Origin of the sequence: Candidatus Electronema sp. JC (genome assembly GCF_048287365.2) — a bacterium.
Taxonomy (GTDB): domain Bacteria; phylum Desulfobacterota; class Desulfobulbia; order Desulfobulbales; family Desulfobulbaceae; genus Electronema.
Window position 1 is genome coordinate 1 of sequence record NZ_JBLWEM020000031.1, and the last position, 14,762, is coordinate 14,762.

The 14,762-nt window shown below is 60.4% G+C and carries 13 protein-coding genes; 2 read left to right on the plus strand and 11 right to left on the minus strand.

Annotated elements, in window-relative coordinates:
- Positions 1 to 462: 462 nt before the first annotated feature.
- From ACNKH3_RS04940 to ACNKH3_RS04950, 3 genes are read right to left on the minus strand one after another with little or no spacing between them, the layout of a single operon-like run.
- Positions 463 to 1,377: a DUF4340 domain-containing protein gene (locus ACNKH3_RS04940; protein ID WP_420208454.1), complete on the minus strand. Its 915-nt coding sequence runs from the start codon at positions 1,375 to 1,377 to the stop codon at positions 463 to 465.
- Positions 1,371 to 4,289, minus strand: coding sequence for a Gldg family protein (locus ACNKH3_RS04945; protein ID WP_420208455.1), 2,919 nt, complete (start codon positions 4,287 to 4,289; stop codon positions 1,371 to 1,373). The genes ACNKH3_RS04940 and ACNKH3_RS04945 overlap by 7 nt, the downstream gene beginning before the upstream one ends.
- Positions 4,290 to 4,308: 19 nt before the next feature.
- Complete coding sequence (locus ACNKH3_RS04950) at positions 4,309 to 5,223, minus strand: ABC transporter ATP-binding protein (protein ID WP_420208456.1); 915 nt, start codon at positions 5,221 to 5,223, stop codon at positions 4,309 to 4,311.
- Between the two features lie 200 nt (positions 5,224 to 5,423).
- Here ACNKH3_RS04950 and ACNKH3_RS04955 point away from each other — a divergent pair, with 200 nt between their 5' ends.
- Positions 5,424 to 6,332 carry a branched-chain amino acid ABC transporter permease gene (locus ACNKH3_RS04955; protein WP_417916434.1) on the plus strand — a complete coding sequence of 303 codons (909 nt, stop codon included), beginning with the start codon at positions 5,424 to 5,426 and terminating at the stop codon, positions 6,330 to 6,332.
- 259 nt (positions 6,333 to 6,591) lie between these two features.
- The gene (locus ACNKH3_RS04960) at positions 6,592 to 8,040 is read left to right on the plus strand and encodes a saccharopine dehydrogenase NADP-binding domain-containing protein (RefSeq protein WP_417916433.1); all 1,449 of its coding nucleotides are present in this window, start codon (positions 6,592 to 6,594) and stop codon (positions 8,038 to 8,040) included.
- Positions 8,041 to 8,055: 15 nt separating this feature from the next.
- On the opposite strand, the gene ACNKH3_RS04965 is transcribed toward ACNKH3_RS04960, so the two are convergent.
- From ACNKH3_RS04965 to ACNKH3_RS05000, 8 genes are read right to left on the minus strand one after another with little or no spacing between them, the layout of a single operon-like run.
- Positions 8,056 to 9,447 carry a chemotaxis protein CheB gene (locus ACNKH3_RS04965; RefSeq protein ID WP_417916704.1) on the minus strand — a complete coding sequence of 464 codons (1,392 nt, stop codon included), beginning with the start codon at positions 9,445 to 9,447 and terminating at the stop codon, positions 8,056 to 8,058.
- 18 nt (positions 9,448 to 9,465) lie between these two features.
- Entirely contained in the window at positions 9,466 to 10,224 is a 759-nt protein-coding gene (locus tag ACNKH3_RS04970) for a sulfite exporter TauE/SafE family protein (protein WP_417916705.1), read from the minus strand.
- Positions 10,218 to 10,769 carry a HAMP domain-containing protein gene (locus tag ACNKH3_RS04975; protein ID WP_417916706.1) on the minus strand — a complete coding sequence of 184 codons (552 nt, stop codon included), beginning with the start codon at positions 10,767 to 10,769 and terminating at the stop codon, positions 10,218 to 10,220. Before ACNKH3_RS04975 ends, ACNKH3_RS04970 begins: the two co-directional genes overlap by 7 nt.
- A 12-nt stretch (positions 10,770 to 10,781) precedes the next feature.
- Positions 10,782 to 11,207, minus strand: a complete 426-nt coding sequence (locus ACNKH3_RS04980; protein WP_417916707.1) for a PilZ domain-containing protein — start codon at positions 11,205 to 11,207, stop codon at positions 10,782 to 10,784.
- Positions 11,208 to 11,222: 15 nt separating this feature from the next.
- Positions 11,223 to 12,245 (minus strand): ABC transporter substrate-binding protein, encoded by a 1,023-nt coding sequence (locus ACNKH3_RS04985; protein WP_420208457.1) that lies wholly within the window; start codon positions 12,243 to 12,245, stop codon positions 11,223 to 11,225.
- Positions 12,235 to 13,029 (minus strand): ABC transporter ATP-binding protein, encoded by a 795-nt coding sequence (locus tag ACNKH3_RS04990; RefSeq protein ID WP_420208458.1) that lies wholly within the window; start codon positions 13,027 to 13,029, stop codon positions 12,235 to 12,237. The genes ACNKH3_RS04985 and ACNKH3_RS04990 overlap by 11 nt, the downstream gene beginning before the upstream one ends.
- A gap of 12 nt (positions 13,030 to 13,041) precedes the next feature.
- Complete coding sequence (locus tag ACNKH3_RS04995) at positions 13,042 to 13,809, minus strand: ABC transporter permease (RefSeq protein ID WP_417915753.1); 768 nt, start codon at positions 13,807 to 13,809, stop codon at positions 13,042 to 13,044.
- Between the two features lie 21 nt (positions 13,810 to 13,830).
- Complete coding sequence (locus ACNKH3_RS05000; protein ID WP_417915754.1) at positions 13,831 to 14,745, minus strand: AAA family ATPase; 915 nt, start codon at positions 14,743 to 14,745, stop codon at positions 13,831 to 13,833.
- Positions 14,746 to 14,762 lie beyond the last annotated feature (17 nt).

Below are 14,762 nucleotides of genomic sequence, written 5' to 3' on the forward strand. Positions count from 1 at the left end.
AGCAAAATTGCCTGAACATCTTCTCAAATTTTGCAGACGTGCAAGAAAGCGCATCGAAACTGTCGGCTCACAACTCATGGGCCGCTTCAAAGCCGGTCATATTCGCGTGCATGATTTCTAGCATTTTCAACACCGTTTGATCAGAAAAATTTTGGCGCATACTGTCTGTGTTTTCCTTAACTTATCCTGCAATCTCCCTCCGCTTGATCTGGATGGGCTGGTTGCTGTATAAAGAGTTGCACATTAGGTAACAAGTATAAGTGCAATCAGGGTTCGTCGCCCCCCATGCGGGGGCGTGGATTGAAACCCATGAGTTCAGCGCGACTCCGGTTGACTTGGCCAGCGTCGCCCCCCATGCGGGGGCGTGGATTGTCTTTGCAGAAAATGGGGGAGCAAACGCGGTAACTCGCTGTTCCCCTTTTTTTAACTTGCCGCTTCCCGGAAACCATTGACGGTTTGACGTTATTTCCGCGCCTGTGCCAACAGCTCCGCCCGCTTCAGCTTGAGCAGCTCCTCGGCCTGCCAGCTGCCGATCTTGAAGTGCAGCTCGCTGGAGGAGAGCTTCAGGGCGTACTGCTTCTCATCCTGCTTGGCCAAGGCGAAGCTCACTGCTGCGCCGTCGTTCTTGGTGGCCGTGAACTGAAGGGTCGGAGCCTGCTGGAAGAGCGGCGTGGCCTTGGCTGGATCGAGCACGCCCTGCACGTTCAGGCCGGTGAGCTGATCAAGGGCCTTGGCCAGCTTGGCCGGATCAGCCTCGCCGCCCTCCAGCTTCCAGTCCTTGTCCTGCCGAACCAGCACGATGTCGGCCAGCGTAATCTTGGCCAGCTCCTCGCGCTTGAGGCGGCCAAGGCTCTTGTCTAACCACTTGTCCGCGTCGGCCTCTGCCTCATAGCTGCTGAGAGGGATGCTGAAGACCTCGTCCTTGCCTGCCAGCCGGGCGTAGCTCTGGCGAAAGCCTGCCGCGCCTCCAAGGTAGAACTCAGCTACAGCAGTCCCGCCCGCTTTGAAGACAATGCGCCGCTCGAATTGATCATCAGCGGTCTTGAAGCGGCGGGCAGCCTCCTTAGTCGCTGCCACGGCCAGTCCCTGCTTGGCAGCGGCGGCCTTGCGCAGCAGCTCCTCCACTTGGCTGCTCTCTGCTGGAGCGGAGTAGGCTTCGCGCATCAGCCAAGCCGCGCCAGCCTTATCTATGGTCAGTGTCTTGCCGTCGCCCGTGCTGATGACCACGGCGGTGATCTTGGCCGGATCAAAGCTCAGGAACAGTGCTTCCGGCGGGGCAGCGTTCAGGCCGGAGCCACTGCGGAGCTGGACAAAGACCGCCAAAGCAATCTGCGCCGCCAGCAGCGCGGCGGCAATGATGATAACACGTTTCAGCATGATGCAGTCCTCCTTGCCAGCGGCCCCAGCAGCTCCAGCTCGGCCCGCCTGCTGCGCCGCCGCCAGCTTATGTTGACCAGCCAGACCGCTGCCAAGCCAAGCAGGGCCAAGCCGTAGTTGAGATATTCCACGAACTGCTGCCCCTGCTTGCTGATCGGATGGAGCGGACGGGAGAAGTGGCTCCGGCCTCGAATGGCAAGCAGGCCACGGTCTTCCAGCGACCAGTCCACGGCGTTGGCCGCGAGCTGCACCGGCGCAAGGTAGTTAGTGCGCGTCACGCTGGAGCTGATGCCGAGGATGGTGTCGCTGAGAAAGCTGTCTGAGGCGAAGAGGATGATCCGGGCACTGTCCGGCGATTTGTCGATCTGGCGGATGATCACTCGCTCCTCTTTCTCCTTCTTGTCTTCTGCGCCGTTCTCCGGCTTCGGCTCTTCCTTCTCCTCCTGCTTGAGCAAAGGCGAGGGCTTGCCTGTGAAGTAGGAGGAGAAGCTGCCTTCCACAGCTGCGGCCAAGAGCTGGCGGCCCTGCTTGCTCTCATCTACAGGGAAGCCTGTGCCCGGATGTAGGGCAAAGTCCGGCTGAATGCCTGTGGCAGCGGAGACCCAGCTCTTGGCCGAGCTTTCGAGCAGACGGACGACCTTGCGGCCCTTGCTCTTCTCCGCGTTGATCTCTATAGGCGAGGCCCAGTTCATGGTCAGCTGATTGAGGCCGCCGGTCAGGCCGCTCTCTTGGTTCATGCCGTCCGGGCGGATGTCAACAAAGTAAGGGTACTTGACCAGACGGATTTCCTGCACAGTGAAGCCGCCGAGATTGCGCTCGGCAGGCACCGGGAAGGGACTGTTCTGCGGGTCGAGCACCAGCTCTTGGCGCAGGCTGAGGCCGTGATGCGCCAGCCAGTCCTCCAAGCCGGTCTTGCGCGGGTTGAGGGACAGCTCGCCCTCGAAGCTGACCTTATAGGGCGAGGCCGCGATCAGCACCGTGCCGCCCTGCATCAGGAATTGATCCACGGCAAAGAGCCGCTTCTCATCCAGCTCCTCCGGCCCAGCGAGCACCAGCAGATCGGCCTCTGCCGGAACCTGGCCTTTGCTCAAGTCTGCGTCCTTGACCACATGATCTTGCGAGAGCACGTCGCGCAGGGCGGAGAACTGAAGGCCGCCTTGGCTTGGCATCCCGAACTGCGGCATGGGCGGTGCGCCCTCCGGCACGCTCAGGGCCACGGTCTTGGCAAAGCCGCTGGCAAAACGCTTGATGCCTGCCTGCAAAGACTGCTTCAGGCTCTCCTTGTTCATATCCTCAGGCAGCGGGATCTCAATGATCTGCTCGCCGCTGGCCAAGGTGATGTAGAACCAGAAGGTATTTTGATCGAACAGGCTGGCGGTCATGGGCCGGAAGCCGTATTCGTCGCGGATGGTCTTGGCGACCTTGCCGCCGTCCGCCTCCGGGTCGAGCACGCTGGAGCTGAAGCGGCCCTTGCCCTGCCCTTCCAGCTCCTTAGCCAAGGCAAGCAGGTCGGCTTTCAGCGTGCGCAGCTCCTCCGGCAGCAGCTCGTCCGGGGAGACATAGCCGGTCAGGGTCAGCGGCTTGCTGATCGAGCTGAAGAGGTCGCCGCCGCCCTGGTAGCTGTAGAGCACCTTCTTGATCGCCCTTGTGATGTCGTATTCAGGATTGCGCAGCTCCACATCCAAGCTCTGCTCGTGCTGTGCCTTGACTTCGATCAGGTCGCGGAAGCCGAGGGTCTCAAACTGGTCGCCGTAGCGCACGAGGATGTCAAAGTAGGAGTTGGTGACAGCGGCCTGATACTTGCTCGCGGTCTGGAAGGGCACGGGCCGGATGCCGTACTGCTGCCCGGCCTCCTGCTCCAGCGCGGCGTTTTCCGCCGGATCAACGAACTCCACCCGCACCTTGCCGTTGCCAGCCACCGCGTATTCCTCCAGCAGGTCGCGCAGGCGCGGCACTAACGGGGCTAAAAGCGGATGGGTTTGGGCGGAGAAATAGCCCCGGATCAGCAGCGGCTCGCGGAGTTGCTGGAGATAGCTGCGGGTCGCGTCCGAGATGGAGTAGATGCTGCCCTCGGTCATGTCAGCGCGGAGACTGCCGAGCGGGGCCAGCCAGAAGTTGGCGGCAAGGAAGTTGGCTGTCAGCAGACCGCAGGCAAGCTGCCAGCTGCGGTGGCGGCTGCTGGACGGATTGCCTGCCCAGCGGACTTTCTCCAAGCCGTAGATATTCAGACTGAGGAAGATGCCGGTCAGGCAGAGGTAGTAGTAGATGTCGCGCAGGTCAATTACGCCGCGAGTGATGGAGCGGAAGCGCGAGCCAGAGCCGAGCAGTTGGAGCAGCTCCGCGCCCCGGTTGCCGGTCAGGGCGGTGAGGGTGTCCGAGCCGATGAGGTAAAGCAGGCCGCAGATCAGGGTGGTGACAATCAGGCTGACTATCTGGCTCTCTGATTTGATGCTGACAAAGAGGCCCACAGCGATGTAGGCCGAAGCCAAGCAGAGCGCGGCCACATAGCCGCCAAAGACTGGCCCCCAGTCTAACGGGCCAAGCAAACTGACGGTGACGGTCAGCGGCAAAGTCAGCAGCAAGGCTAAAGCGGCCAAGGCGAGGCAGGCGAGGAACTTGCCCAGCACCAGCACGGCAGGCTGCACCGGCGCGGTGAGCAGGAACTCCAAGGTGCCTGCGCGCCGCTCCTCAGCCCAGATGCGCATGGTCACAGCGGCGGCTAAGAAAATGAGCAGCACCGGCATCCACTCAAAGAGCGGGCGCAGTTCGGTGATGTTGCGGGCGAAGAAGGTCTCCACCCAGAAAAAGGCGAAGAGCGCGGCGGCAAGGAAGGCTCCAAGCACGACAAAGGCCGCCGGGCTGCTGAAAAAGGCCCCGAATTCCTTCCGGGCGATGCGGATCAACGTGTTCATTTCGTAGTCTTCCTCCGGTTCAGCGGCTGATCTCAGCGAACACTGTTTCCAGCGTTCTGGTCTCGAAATGCAGGCCATAGAGCGGCCAGCCTGCCACGCAGACCGCCTGCGCAGCTGCTGCGGCTGCCTTACGGCTGTCCGCACCCGGCTTCAGCTCCAGCTCGAAGCGTTCCGGCCCGGTTTGCTCGGCCTTGGCGGTCAGCGGCAGCGAGCCGAGCTGCTGCATCGCCTTGCTTGGCTCGGCCTTGCAGTTCACGATCAGTCGCCCACTGCTCCGCCGCAGCTCGTCCAAGCGGGAATCTAAAGCCACCTTGCCGTTCTTAATGATGATCACCCGCCCGCAGACAGCCTGCACCTCCTGCAAGATATGAGTGGAGATGATCACCGTGGCGGTCTTGGCTAGCTCGGCGATCAGGCCGCGCATCTGGAGGATTTGGGTGGGATCAAGGCCGTTAGTCGGCTCGTCAAGAATGAGAATTTCTGGTTTGTGCAGAATGGCTTGGGCCACGCCGACCCGCTGCCGCCAGCCACGCGAGAGGGTGGAGATCAGCTCTGTGGCCTTTTCAGCCAAAGCCGTGCGCTCCACCGCCTCGCGGATCAGTGAGGGCCGTTCGCGTTCTGGTACGCCGTGCAGGGCCGCGCAGTAGTCGAGATAGCCAAGGATGGTCATCTCAGGATAGACCGGGCAGTTTTCCGGCAGATAGCCGATCTTGCCCTGTGCCGCCTGCCGCTCGGCAGCGATGTCCAGCCCGCCAATGCGCACCCAGCCTGCGCTGGCCTCAAGGTAGCCGGTCATCATTTTCATGATCGTGGTCTTGCCCGCGCCGTTGTGGCCGAGCAGACCGACGATCTCGCCGGACGCGATCTCGAAGGAGACCCCGTCCACTGCCGTGAAGTCGCCGTATTTTCTGGTCAGATTCTCAATATGGATCATTGCAGCTCCGCTGGCTGAGGTTGATGGAATGCAAGCCGGGAGACACAATAACTTCAGCCGGGGAAAAATCAAGAGGGGATGGGGCGGGTTTCTGGAAGCAGCGCGGCGGCAGTTTGACCTTGAAGAAGTCCGATGAAGAAAATATAGTGAGACAACAACAACCCCTGCCCGCCGCGCCGGGCAGCTGAAGAAGGAGGATGATGAACCTGAGCTATCTGCTTGAAATGCTGTTCAGCGGCCTGACCAGAGGCTCGATTTACGCGCTCATCGCCTTGGGCTACACCATGGTTTACGGCATCATCGGCCTGATCAACTTCGCCCACGGTGAAATCTACATGATCGGAGCCTTCACCGCTTTTATCACCGCCACTGTTCTCGACATTCATGGCTTCCCGGCAGCGGCGGTCTTTGTTCTTGCCGCGCTGGCGGCGGCAGTCTGGGCCGGAGCCTACGGCTTCACCGTGGAGCGGCTGGCGTACCGGCCCCTGCGGGCTGCCCCCCGGCTTTCACCGCTGATCTCAGCCATCGGCATGTCCATCTTTCTGCAGAATTACGTGCTGCTGGCCCAGACCCCGGATTTTCTCGCCTTCCCGGAGCTGATTCCTTTCTTCGAGCTGCCGGAGGCGCTGGCCGCTGTCACCGGGCCGAGCGATCTGGTCATTCTGGCGATCACCGCCGCAGCAATGGCCGCGCTGACCTGGCTGATCAAATGCACCCGCTTAGGCAAGGCAATGCGGGCCACGGCCCAGGATCAGATCATGGCTCAGCTGCTCGGCATCAACAGCAGCCGGGTGATTTCGGCCACTTTTGTCATCGGCTCCGCGCTGGCCGCGCTGGGCGGGCTGCTCATCGCCTCCCATGTCGGCCAGATCAATGTCTCCATCGGCTTCCTCGCGGGCATCAAAGCCTTCACCGCCGCCGTGCTCGGCGGCATCGGCTCCATTCCCGGCGCAGTGCTGGGCAGCTTCATCCTCGGCCTGACCGAAGCCTTTGCCGCAGGCTATGTCTCCAGCGACTACGAGGATGTCTTCGCCTTTTCCCTGCTCGTGCTGATCCTCATCTTCCGGCCTGCCGGCATTCTCGGCAAGAACACGCCGGAAAAGGTCTGAAGAGGCCGCTGTCCGGCCTGCTGGACATTTCCGCTGAATTTTGGTATAGAGGCAGAACCTGCGATTTTCGCTCTCCGTCCTGTGTCCGCGCAGGAAGGGAGAGCTTTTCTCTTTTGACAGGCAAAAAAATCCTTCATCTGGAGGCGGAACAAGGAGAACGGCCGCAGGCGGATCAGCCTGGCAGCGCGTCTCCGCTGACAAGGCAGCCCCGGCGGGGCTGCGGAAACAACCTTACTCACACCAAAGGAGCAGAAACGAAATGGAATTCAACAGCAAAGTTCTGGTGATCGGCTACGGCTCTGTGGCGAAATGCACCTTGCCCATCCTGCTGCGACACATCAAAATTCCCTGCCGGAACATCACTATTGTTGATTTCATGGAAACTGCCGAGGCGGCGCGGGAATGGACCGAGCGCGGCGTTTGTTTCGTGCGGGAGCGCATCACGCCGGACAATCTGCCGGAGCTGCTCGCCCGGCACGTGACAGCAGGCGGGCTGATCATCGACCTCTCCTGGAACATTGACTCGGTCGAGCTGATCCAATGGTGCCACGATCATGACGTGCTGTACATCAACACCTCGCTGGAGGTTTGGGACCCCTATCTTGAAATCCGCACCCGCACCCCGCTGGAGAAATCGCTCTATGCCCGGCACATGCGCCTGCGGGCCGCCGCCGCGCAATGGGATGACACCGCCGCCACGGCAGTGCTTGACCACGGAGCCAATCCCGGCCTGATTTCCCACTTCACCCGGCAGGGCCTCTGCGACATCGCCTTGAGCAGGCTGAAAAGTCCGACGCTGACGCGGGAGGCGGGGAAGGCGCTGGAGGAGTTGCTGGAGCGGCGGGATTTCGCCCGGCTGGCCATGCGGCTGGGCGTGAAGACCATTCATTGCAGCGAGCGCGACACCCAGATCACCAATGCGCCCAAGGAAGTGGATGAGTTTGTCGGCACGTGGAGCATCGAGGGGCTGCGGGAGGAGGCGATCTCTCCGGCGGAAATGGGCTGGGGCAGCCACGAGGATCCGCCGTCGGTTCCGGCCTTTTTTCCAAAGGACGGGCCGAAAAATCAGATATTCCTCTCGCAGATGGGCATGAACACCTGGGTGCGCTCCTGGATTCCGCATCAGGAAATCGTCGGCATGGTGATCCGCCACGGCGAGGCCTTCACCATCTCTGACAGCCTGACTGTGCGGGACGAGCGGGGCGGGGCGGTGTACCGGCCCACCATGCACTACGCCTACATGCCCTGCCATGAGACCATTTCCTCGCTGCATGAGCTGCGCTGCCGGAATTACGAGCTGCAGCCCCGGCTGCGGATCATGCGCGACGAGATCACCAAGGGCCAAAACATCCTTGGCGCATTGATCATGGGCGATTTCGGCGCTTGGTGGACCGGCAGTATCCTCAGCATTGAAGAGTCACGCCGACTGGCGCCGCATCAGAACGCCACCACCATGCAGGTGGCCATCGGCCTGGTCGCCGCGCTGATGTGGATGCTGGAGAATCCGCGCCGGGGTGTCCGCGTGCCGGACGACCTGCCGCATGACCGCATTCTCGCCGCCGCCAAACCGTGGCTGGGCGAATTTCTTTCCATCCCCTCGGACTGGACTCCCTTCACCAACCATCCGGTCTTTTTCCAGGAAAACGCCCGCGCCCATCTCAATCCCGGCAATCCGTGGAGCTTTGAGAATTTCCTCTTTCGGGACTGAGCGCGGACGGCCTTCTCAGCCCTGCCCGGATAAATAGGGAGCAATGTCCTCCGGCTTGAGGCTGCGCTCGTGCAGCTCCAGCGAGCGGATGCCGTCAAGCGGGCCGGGCAGGAGGCTGGATTCCGGCTCTTGGAGGATGATCCGGCCTCCTCTGCTCACCACCGCCTCCATGCCGATTTTCAAATCCACATCCACCCCGCTGAGGAGCACCACTGAAAGCTGCGGGCCGAAGACCTCCGCCGCTGACTGCAAGAGGTTGTCCGCGTCCAAGGAAATCTTGTTCATCTCGTCCTCGCGGCCTGAGATCAGCGGTGTTCCCTGCCGGAGGATGATCTGCCGCTTGCCGTGACAGTTGCCCATCCGGCACTGCCCGCCGAGGAGGTCTTCGCCGATGTCCAAGCAGCTCACCGCATAGGGCGTGAAGGCATCAAAATACGAGGCTAAATGCTTGGCTATGCCAGGATACATGTTCTGCAGAACCATCACCGCCAAGCCGGGGTCGTAGGCAAGGGCAGGGATGACTTTTTGCAGCTCCAGCAGGCCGCCCAAGCCGCCGAGGATAAGGAGCAGCCGTTCCGCCGGTTTCGCCTCGCCGATGCCGGTCTGCTTCTCCGCCGGTTTGGGCGACTTGGCCCGGCTGACATTGTCCACGCAGAACTCGCGCACATTCATCAGAATGTATTGAAGCCGGTCGCTGATCAGCTTCCATGAGTCCGGGCTGGTCGGCTTGGCCACCACGTCCACCGCCCCGTAGCGCATGAAGTCCATCATTTTGAAGGCCGACTGCTCGTTGAAATTGCTGACCAAGACCACCGGCGCGGGCGAGCGGATCATGATGTGCTTAAGAGCCACGTCGCCGCTCATCACCGGCATGGTCATGTCCAGCGTGACCAGATCCGGCACCTGCATCTCAAGAAATTTGACCGCCTCTTTGCCGTTGGTGGCTGTGCCGATCACCTTGGCCTGAATCTGATCCTCGAAAAGCTTGACAAAGGCTTTGGTGAAAAAGCGGGAGTCATCAACGACCAGCACTTTAGGAAGGCCCGGCTCGCCTTTGCCGTCCTTCGGCTCGGCGGGCCGGTTTTGCTCGTCAATGCGGCGGGCCGCCTCCAGCAGCAGAAAATTCCACGACGCGTCAATGCTGCGCTGATCAGTTTTGGCGAAGATCATGCTGAAGGTGCCGGACGGCCAGCTCATGATCCGGTAAAAAGCCTCCTCGCCGGTCAGCTCGCCGAATTCGGCATGAATGATCTCGTTGTCGGAAAAATAGAGCACGCCCATGTTGTCTTCGCTGAGGACGCTCAGCTTGCGGTCGTCGCCGGAAAGGCAGGCGAACTGAACAATGTCAACCAAGCCGAGCCCTTCAATTTCTCCGACAAAGCCGTTCTGCACGGCGTGATTCTTCATGGCTGAACCGCGTTGGGCCTACAGGGCGTTGAAGGTGACATGGGTGGCGACAAAGACCAGCATGAGGACGAACAGCTCTTTGAAACGGGTTTCCGGCACCCGCTGGAGCAGCTTGGAGCCGAGCTGGGCGCCGATCAGCACACCGATGGTGCCAGGCAGAACGATCGGCAGGTACGGCATCCGTCCTGACAAAAAATGCGCAGCGGCGGCAGTCACAGACAAAATGAACATCAGCGCGACGCAGGTCGCCACGGCGCGGGGCATGGACAGACCGCAGCGCATGTTGAGAAAGGGCACCAGCCAGTCGCCCACGCCGATGCCGAGCAGGCCGGTCAGCACGCTGCCTGCCGCTGCGATGATCCGACCTTTGCGGGCTTCCTGAAGATCAGCGGTGTCTGAGCCGATGATAAAAAAATCGTCGCCGCGCATGAAGGCGTAGGCGATAAAAAAAATCGCCAAGCCAAGAAACAGCTCCATCCAGATCGGATGCAGCAAAGAGGAAAGCAGCACTCCGACCAGCACGCCCGGCAGACCGGCGGCGGCCAGCAGCTTCACAACCGGCCAGCTGATCAGCCCGGCCCGGCTGTTGCTCACTGTGGCACTGAACTGAGCGAAGCTCTGCATGACAACAGTGCACATCACCGCTTGATCCGGTTTCAGCGTCGTGAACGTAAGAAGAACAGGCATCCAGAGCACGGCGCCGCCCAGCCCAAAAAACATGGCCACCGCAGCGATTGCCGTGCCAGCAGGCAGCATCAGCCAGTTTATGGTCAGCACTGATAAAAACTCCTGCCGAATTCGGTCAACGTCTCGTCCAGCTCGTCGAGCAGCCCGACGGCTTCATCTATTCTCGCCGCCTCGGCGCCTTCAGTCAAGGTCTCCCGGAGCTGCCCGGACATATTTCTGACCAGCAGGATCAGCTCCTGCTCGTTGGCGTTGAGATCGTTGATGTGCCGGGACAGCTCGCCCAGCTCATCCTTGCTCTCCTCCGGCAGGGCGACGGAGAAATCGCCCGCGCTCATCGCCCGCGTCCGTTCGATGATCTGCTGGAGCGGAAAAAGAATCCGCTTGATGAAGAGCAGCATCACCAGCCCGACACCCAGCAGCAGGGTGCTCAACATCACCCGCACCTTGAGCAGGATGCGGCTGACCAAATCCGCCGCCGCCGTGCCGCCAAGCTGGTCGCGCAGCAGACCCAGCACCTCCTGCCCCCGGAAGAACAGCTCAATCTCCACGGCCATCGTCAGGAAGACGATGCCGATGAAGACGATGTAGAAGCCCATCTGCCGCTGGAGGCCGCTTTTTTTTGGCGCAGTCGTCATCGGCGCGGCGGGTCAGTCTTTTTTGCCGAAGAGCTTTTCGAGATATTTTTTGAAGGCCCGCAGGTCGTCCTCGTAAATATCTTTGAAGCGCACGCCGATGTCGTACTGGCTCTCCTCCGGCAGATGCTGCGTCCAGACCACCTCGGCGATGGCGGTCAGAGGCCGCGAGGCCGTGCCCGCGTCGAGGATGGCCATGATGTTGTTGAGATAATGCTGCCATCCTTTGAGATCAACCGAAAGCTGAAGGATGGATCCCGGCTCATACAGCTCCTCAGAAGTGAAGCAAAGTCCGTTTTCGGCCAGATTTTTAGTGACGGCGGGTTTGGCCTCCAGATTGGTCATCGGATACTGGAGCTTCGTCACCATCAGGGCGGCCTGCCGGTCAACTCTCGGACTTTCCCGTCTGCATTTTCCTGTCGTCATCGCCTTCGCTGTCATGCCTGCTGCTCCTTTTCACTGGAGGATGTCCGCCAGCCCGCGCACATCCTCAATCTTCACTGAAGCGGCGAACTGATCATCCACCAGCCCGTCAATCTTGCTGTCCTCAGCCAGACCGTGCTTGGCCATCAGGTCGGCGATCTGCTGCATTTCCTCTGTTTTGGGCAGAAACTGGTCAAAGACCACTTTGCGGCTGCTCAAGGCGAATTTCGCCACGTCAGGCGGCTGCGACCAGTACTGCGCCGCGATTTCCGCCGCCGCCTCCTGGTGCGTCTTGGCCCAGAGGCTGGCGCGGGCCGCGCCGCGCACGAATTTGCGCACCAATTTTGGATCCCGCTCAATCGTGCCCTGCTTGACGATGACCAAGTTGCAGATGAAGGAGGGCCAGACATCCTCAACGCGGAGCACCAGATCCGCAGGGGAGTTCTCGCCCTGCATCAGCAGCTGGGCCGCAAATGGCTCGCCGACGTAGTACGCGTCCAACGAGCCGGCAGCCAGCGCCGAAGCCATGTCCGGCGGATTCAGCTCGACAATGTTCACCCGGCCCTGCATCCCCTTCTGATCCATCAGCTCCATAAGACTGAGGCCATGACCGGAATAGCGGATCGGCACAGCCACGGTCTTGCCGCCCAGATCCTCGAAGCTGCGCACTTTCAGGCTTTTCTTCGCCACCAAGGTGCTCTCATGCCGGTTGCCGATATAGACCACCCGCACATTCACGCCCTGCTGATGCAGGACGACAGAAAGCGGCGCGATGATGAAGGCGGCCTGAATCTGATCGCTGCGGAGGGCCGAGGCCATCTCGGCGAAGGAGCTGAACTTCAAGGCTTTGAAATAGACATCGTCGCTGTCTTTGCTGACGTGATCGAGCAGCGGGGCGGACATGTTGGTGATCACCGGCATGTAGCCCATGGTGAAGACCTGCTTTTTGCCGTAGTCAAAGTTCAGCCAGAGGTGGAGGGCGCTGATCAGCAGCAGCCAGCCGACGGTTCCGGCGGCCAGCCGTCCGCCTTGAGAGAGTTTGAGGTTAAACGGCATAATTCACTCCCAGCATGAAGAACAGCTCGTCGCGGAGCTTGGCCAGCTCAGTGTCCTTTTTGAAAAAATTGCGCGGATGCGGGAAGTCGAGCTTGCGGTTGAGCTTGATCTGCGAGGGCCTGCGGCTGAAGACGATGACCCGGTCGCCCATGACCAGCGCGTCGTCAATGTCGTGGGTGACGATGAGAATGGTCTTGCCGAGGAACTGGTGCATGTTGACCACCTCCTCGCGCAGCTTCATGTGAGTGAGGAAGTCCAAGCCGCTGAACGGCTCGTCCATGATCAGGATGTCCGGGTTGACCACCAAGGCGCGGGCCAGTTCGGCCCGCCGCAACATGCCGCCGGAAAGCTGATGAGGATAGTGATCCTCGAAGCCCTCCAGCTCGACCATCTCGATGTATTCTTGAATTTTCTCGCATTTCTCATGCGCGTCCTCCATGTGGCGGAGGCCCAGCTCGACATTCTGCGCAACCGTCATCCACGGCAGCAGGCCGCTGTGCTGGAAGACAAAGATGTTGTCCGAGCTTGGCCCGGTGATCGCCTTGCCGTCGATCATCACCGAGCCGGAGCTTTGCCGTTCAAAGCCCGCGACAATGCGCATCAGGGTGGATTTGCCGCAGCCGGAAGGGCCGAGGAAGCAGACCATCTCGCCGTTCTCGATCTCGATGTTGATGTCCTCCAGCACCGGCACCACTTGGCCGAAGCGCGAGCTGTCATCCTCGCGCCTTGCCTTGCGGCGGTTGATGAAGTCCTTGTTCAGGCCGCTGATCTGAATATGTCCCATTTGCAAAATCTCCTACAGCTGGCGGATGCCCCAAGCGGCGGAATCAATCTGGCCCAGCCGCCGCATGATCCAGTCGAGCAGAATGCCGATCAGGCCGATGACGATCATGCCGTCCATGACATAATCGAGCCGCAGGCCGTTGCGGGCATCTAAAATAAGATAGCCCAAGCCGGACTGCACGGCGATCATCTCGGCGGCCACGACCACGATCCAAGCGATGGTCACGGTCAGGCGGAGGGCGGTGATGATGGCCGGAACTATGGCCGGAATGACGATTTTTTGCAGCACTTCCATCCGGCTGAAGTCAAAGTTGGCGGCCACATGAAAAAAGGTCGGGTTGATGGACTGCACCGCCACGGTGGTGGACACGGCGATGGGGAAGAAGCTGGCTAAGAAAATCAGGAAAACAGCGGGCTTGTCGCCGATGCCGAACCAGAGCATGGCCAAGGGTATCCACGCCAACGGCGAGATGGGCCGGAGGAAATGCATGATCGGGTTGAAGAGCAGAGCCGCAATCTGGCTCCGCCCCAGCACGATGCCCAAGGGGATGCCCAGAATAGCTGCCAAGTAAAATCCGGCAGTGACCCGGAACAAGCTGGCCACGGTGTGCTTGAAGATGGAGCCGTCCTTGATCAGCTCGATCATGCTCAAAAAAACTTGGCCGGGGCCGGGCAGCACGTGGCTGTCGAGTCCGGCAAAGCGCACGGCCAGCTCCCAGATGATGATCAGCAGGGCGAAGGACAGAAAAGGGGCCAGCCGGTGCGCAAGAGCGGTGTTCATTATGCAGAATCTCCTCAGAGGTCAGCCGGCGATTTCCTGCGCCAGCTGCATGTACTGGATCGCTGCCCGGCTTTTCGCGTCGTAGTGGCTGATCGGCGCGTTGACAATATGCGACTCCTGCATTTTGTCATCCTTCTCAATCATGGTTCTGAAAAGATTGTCCCGGTAGGTCTGGCGGAGCTTGTCGCAGATCACCTTTTCCGAAGTGTTCTTACCGTCATACATGGTGATCAGCACCTTGCATTCCACCTCCCGGTTGATGCCTTTCTTCAGCACACCGATGATGTCGTGAATCTGGCTGACCCCGTGCATGGAAAGATACTCGCAAGTTGACGGAATAACAACTAAATTTGCGGCAACCAGCGCGTTGAGGGTGAAAAACTCAATCGACGGCGGCGTGTCGATCAGCACGTGGTCGTAGCTGTCCTGAATGGTCCGCAGCCTGTCGCGGAGAAGATACTCAAAGTTGTGCTGGCTGAGATATTTTTTCTTGAGCAGGGCCATCTTGCTGCTGGAGGGCAGCAGGGAGAGGTTGGCGTATTTGGTCTTCACCACCGCCCCGCCTATGTCTTTCACGCCGCCGGTCAGCACGTCGTAGAAGGATTTGGCCTTCCTGAAGCCGAGCAGAATGGTCAGGTTGGCCTGCACGTCGAAATCCACCAGCAGCACCCGCTTGCCCATCTTGGCCAAGGCCGCGCCAAGGTTGAGACAGGTGGTGCTTTTGGCCACGCCGCCCTTCTGATTGCTGACCGCTATCACCCGGCTGTAGTCGGGATGCACCTCGTCCTGAAGGAGAAAGGAGTCCTCAGCCTGCGCCGCCCTGTGGACAATGAAGCGGTGGCCGCATTTGTGGCAGCGCACCTTCAGCTCCGGCTTGCCCATCAGGTCATCAGCGATCCTGTATTTGGTCCTGCATTTTTCACATGTGATGATCATGGTCGTTTTCTCGTTGT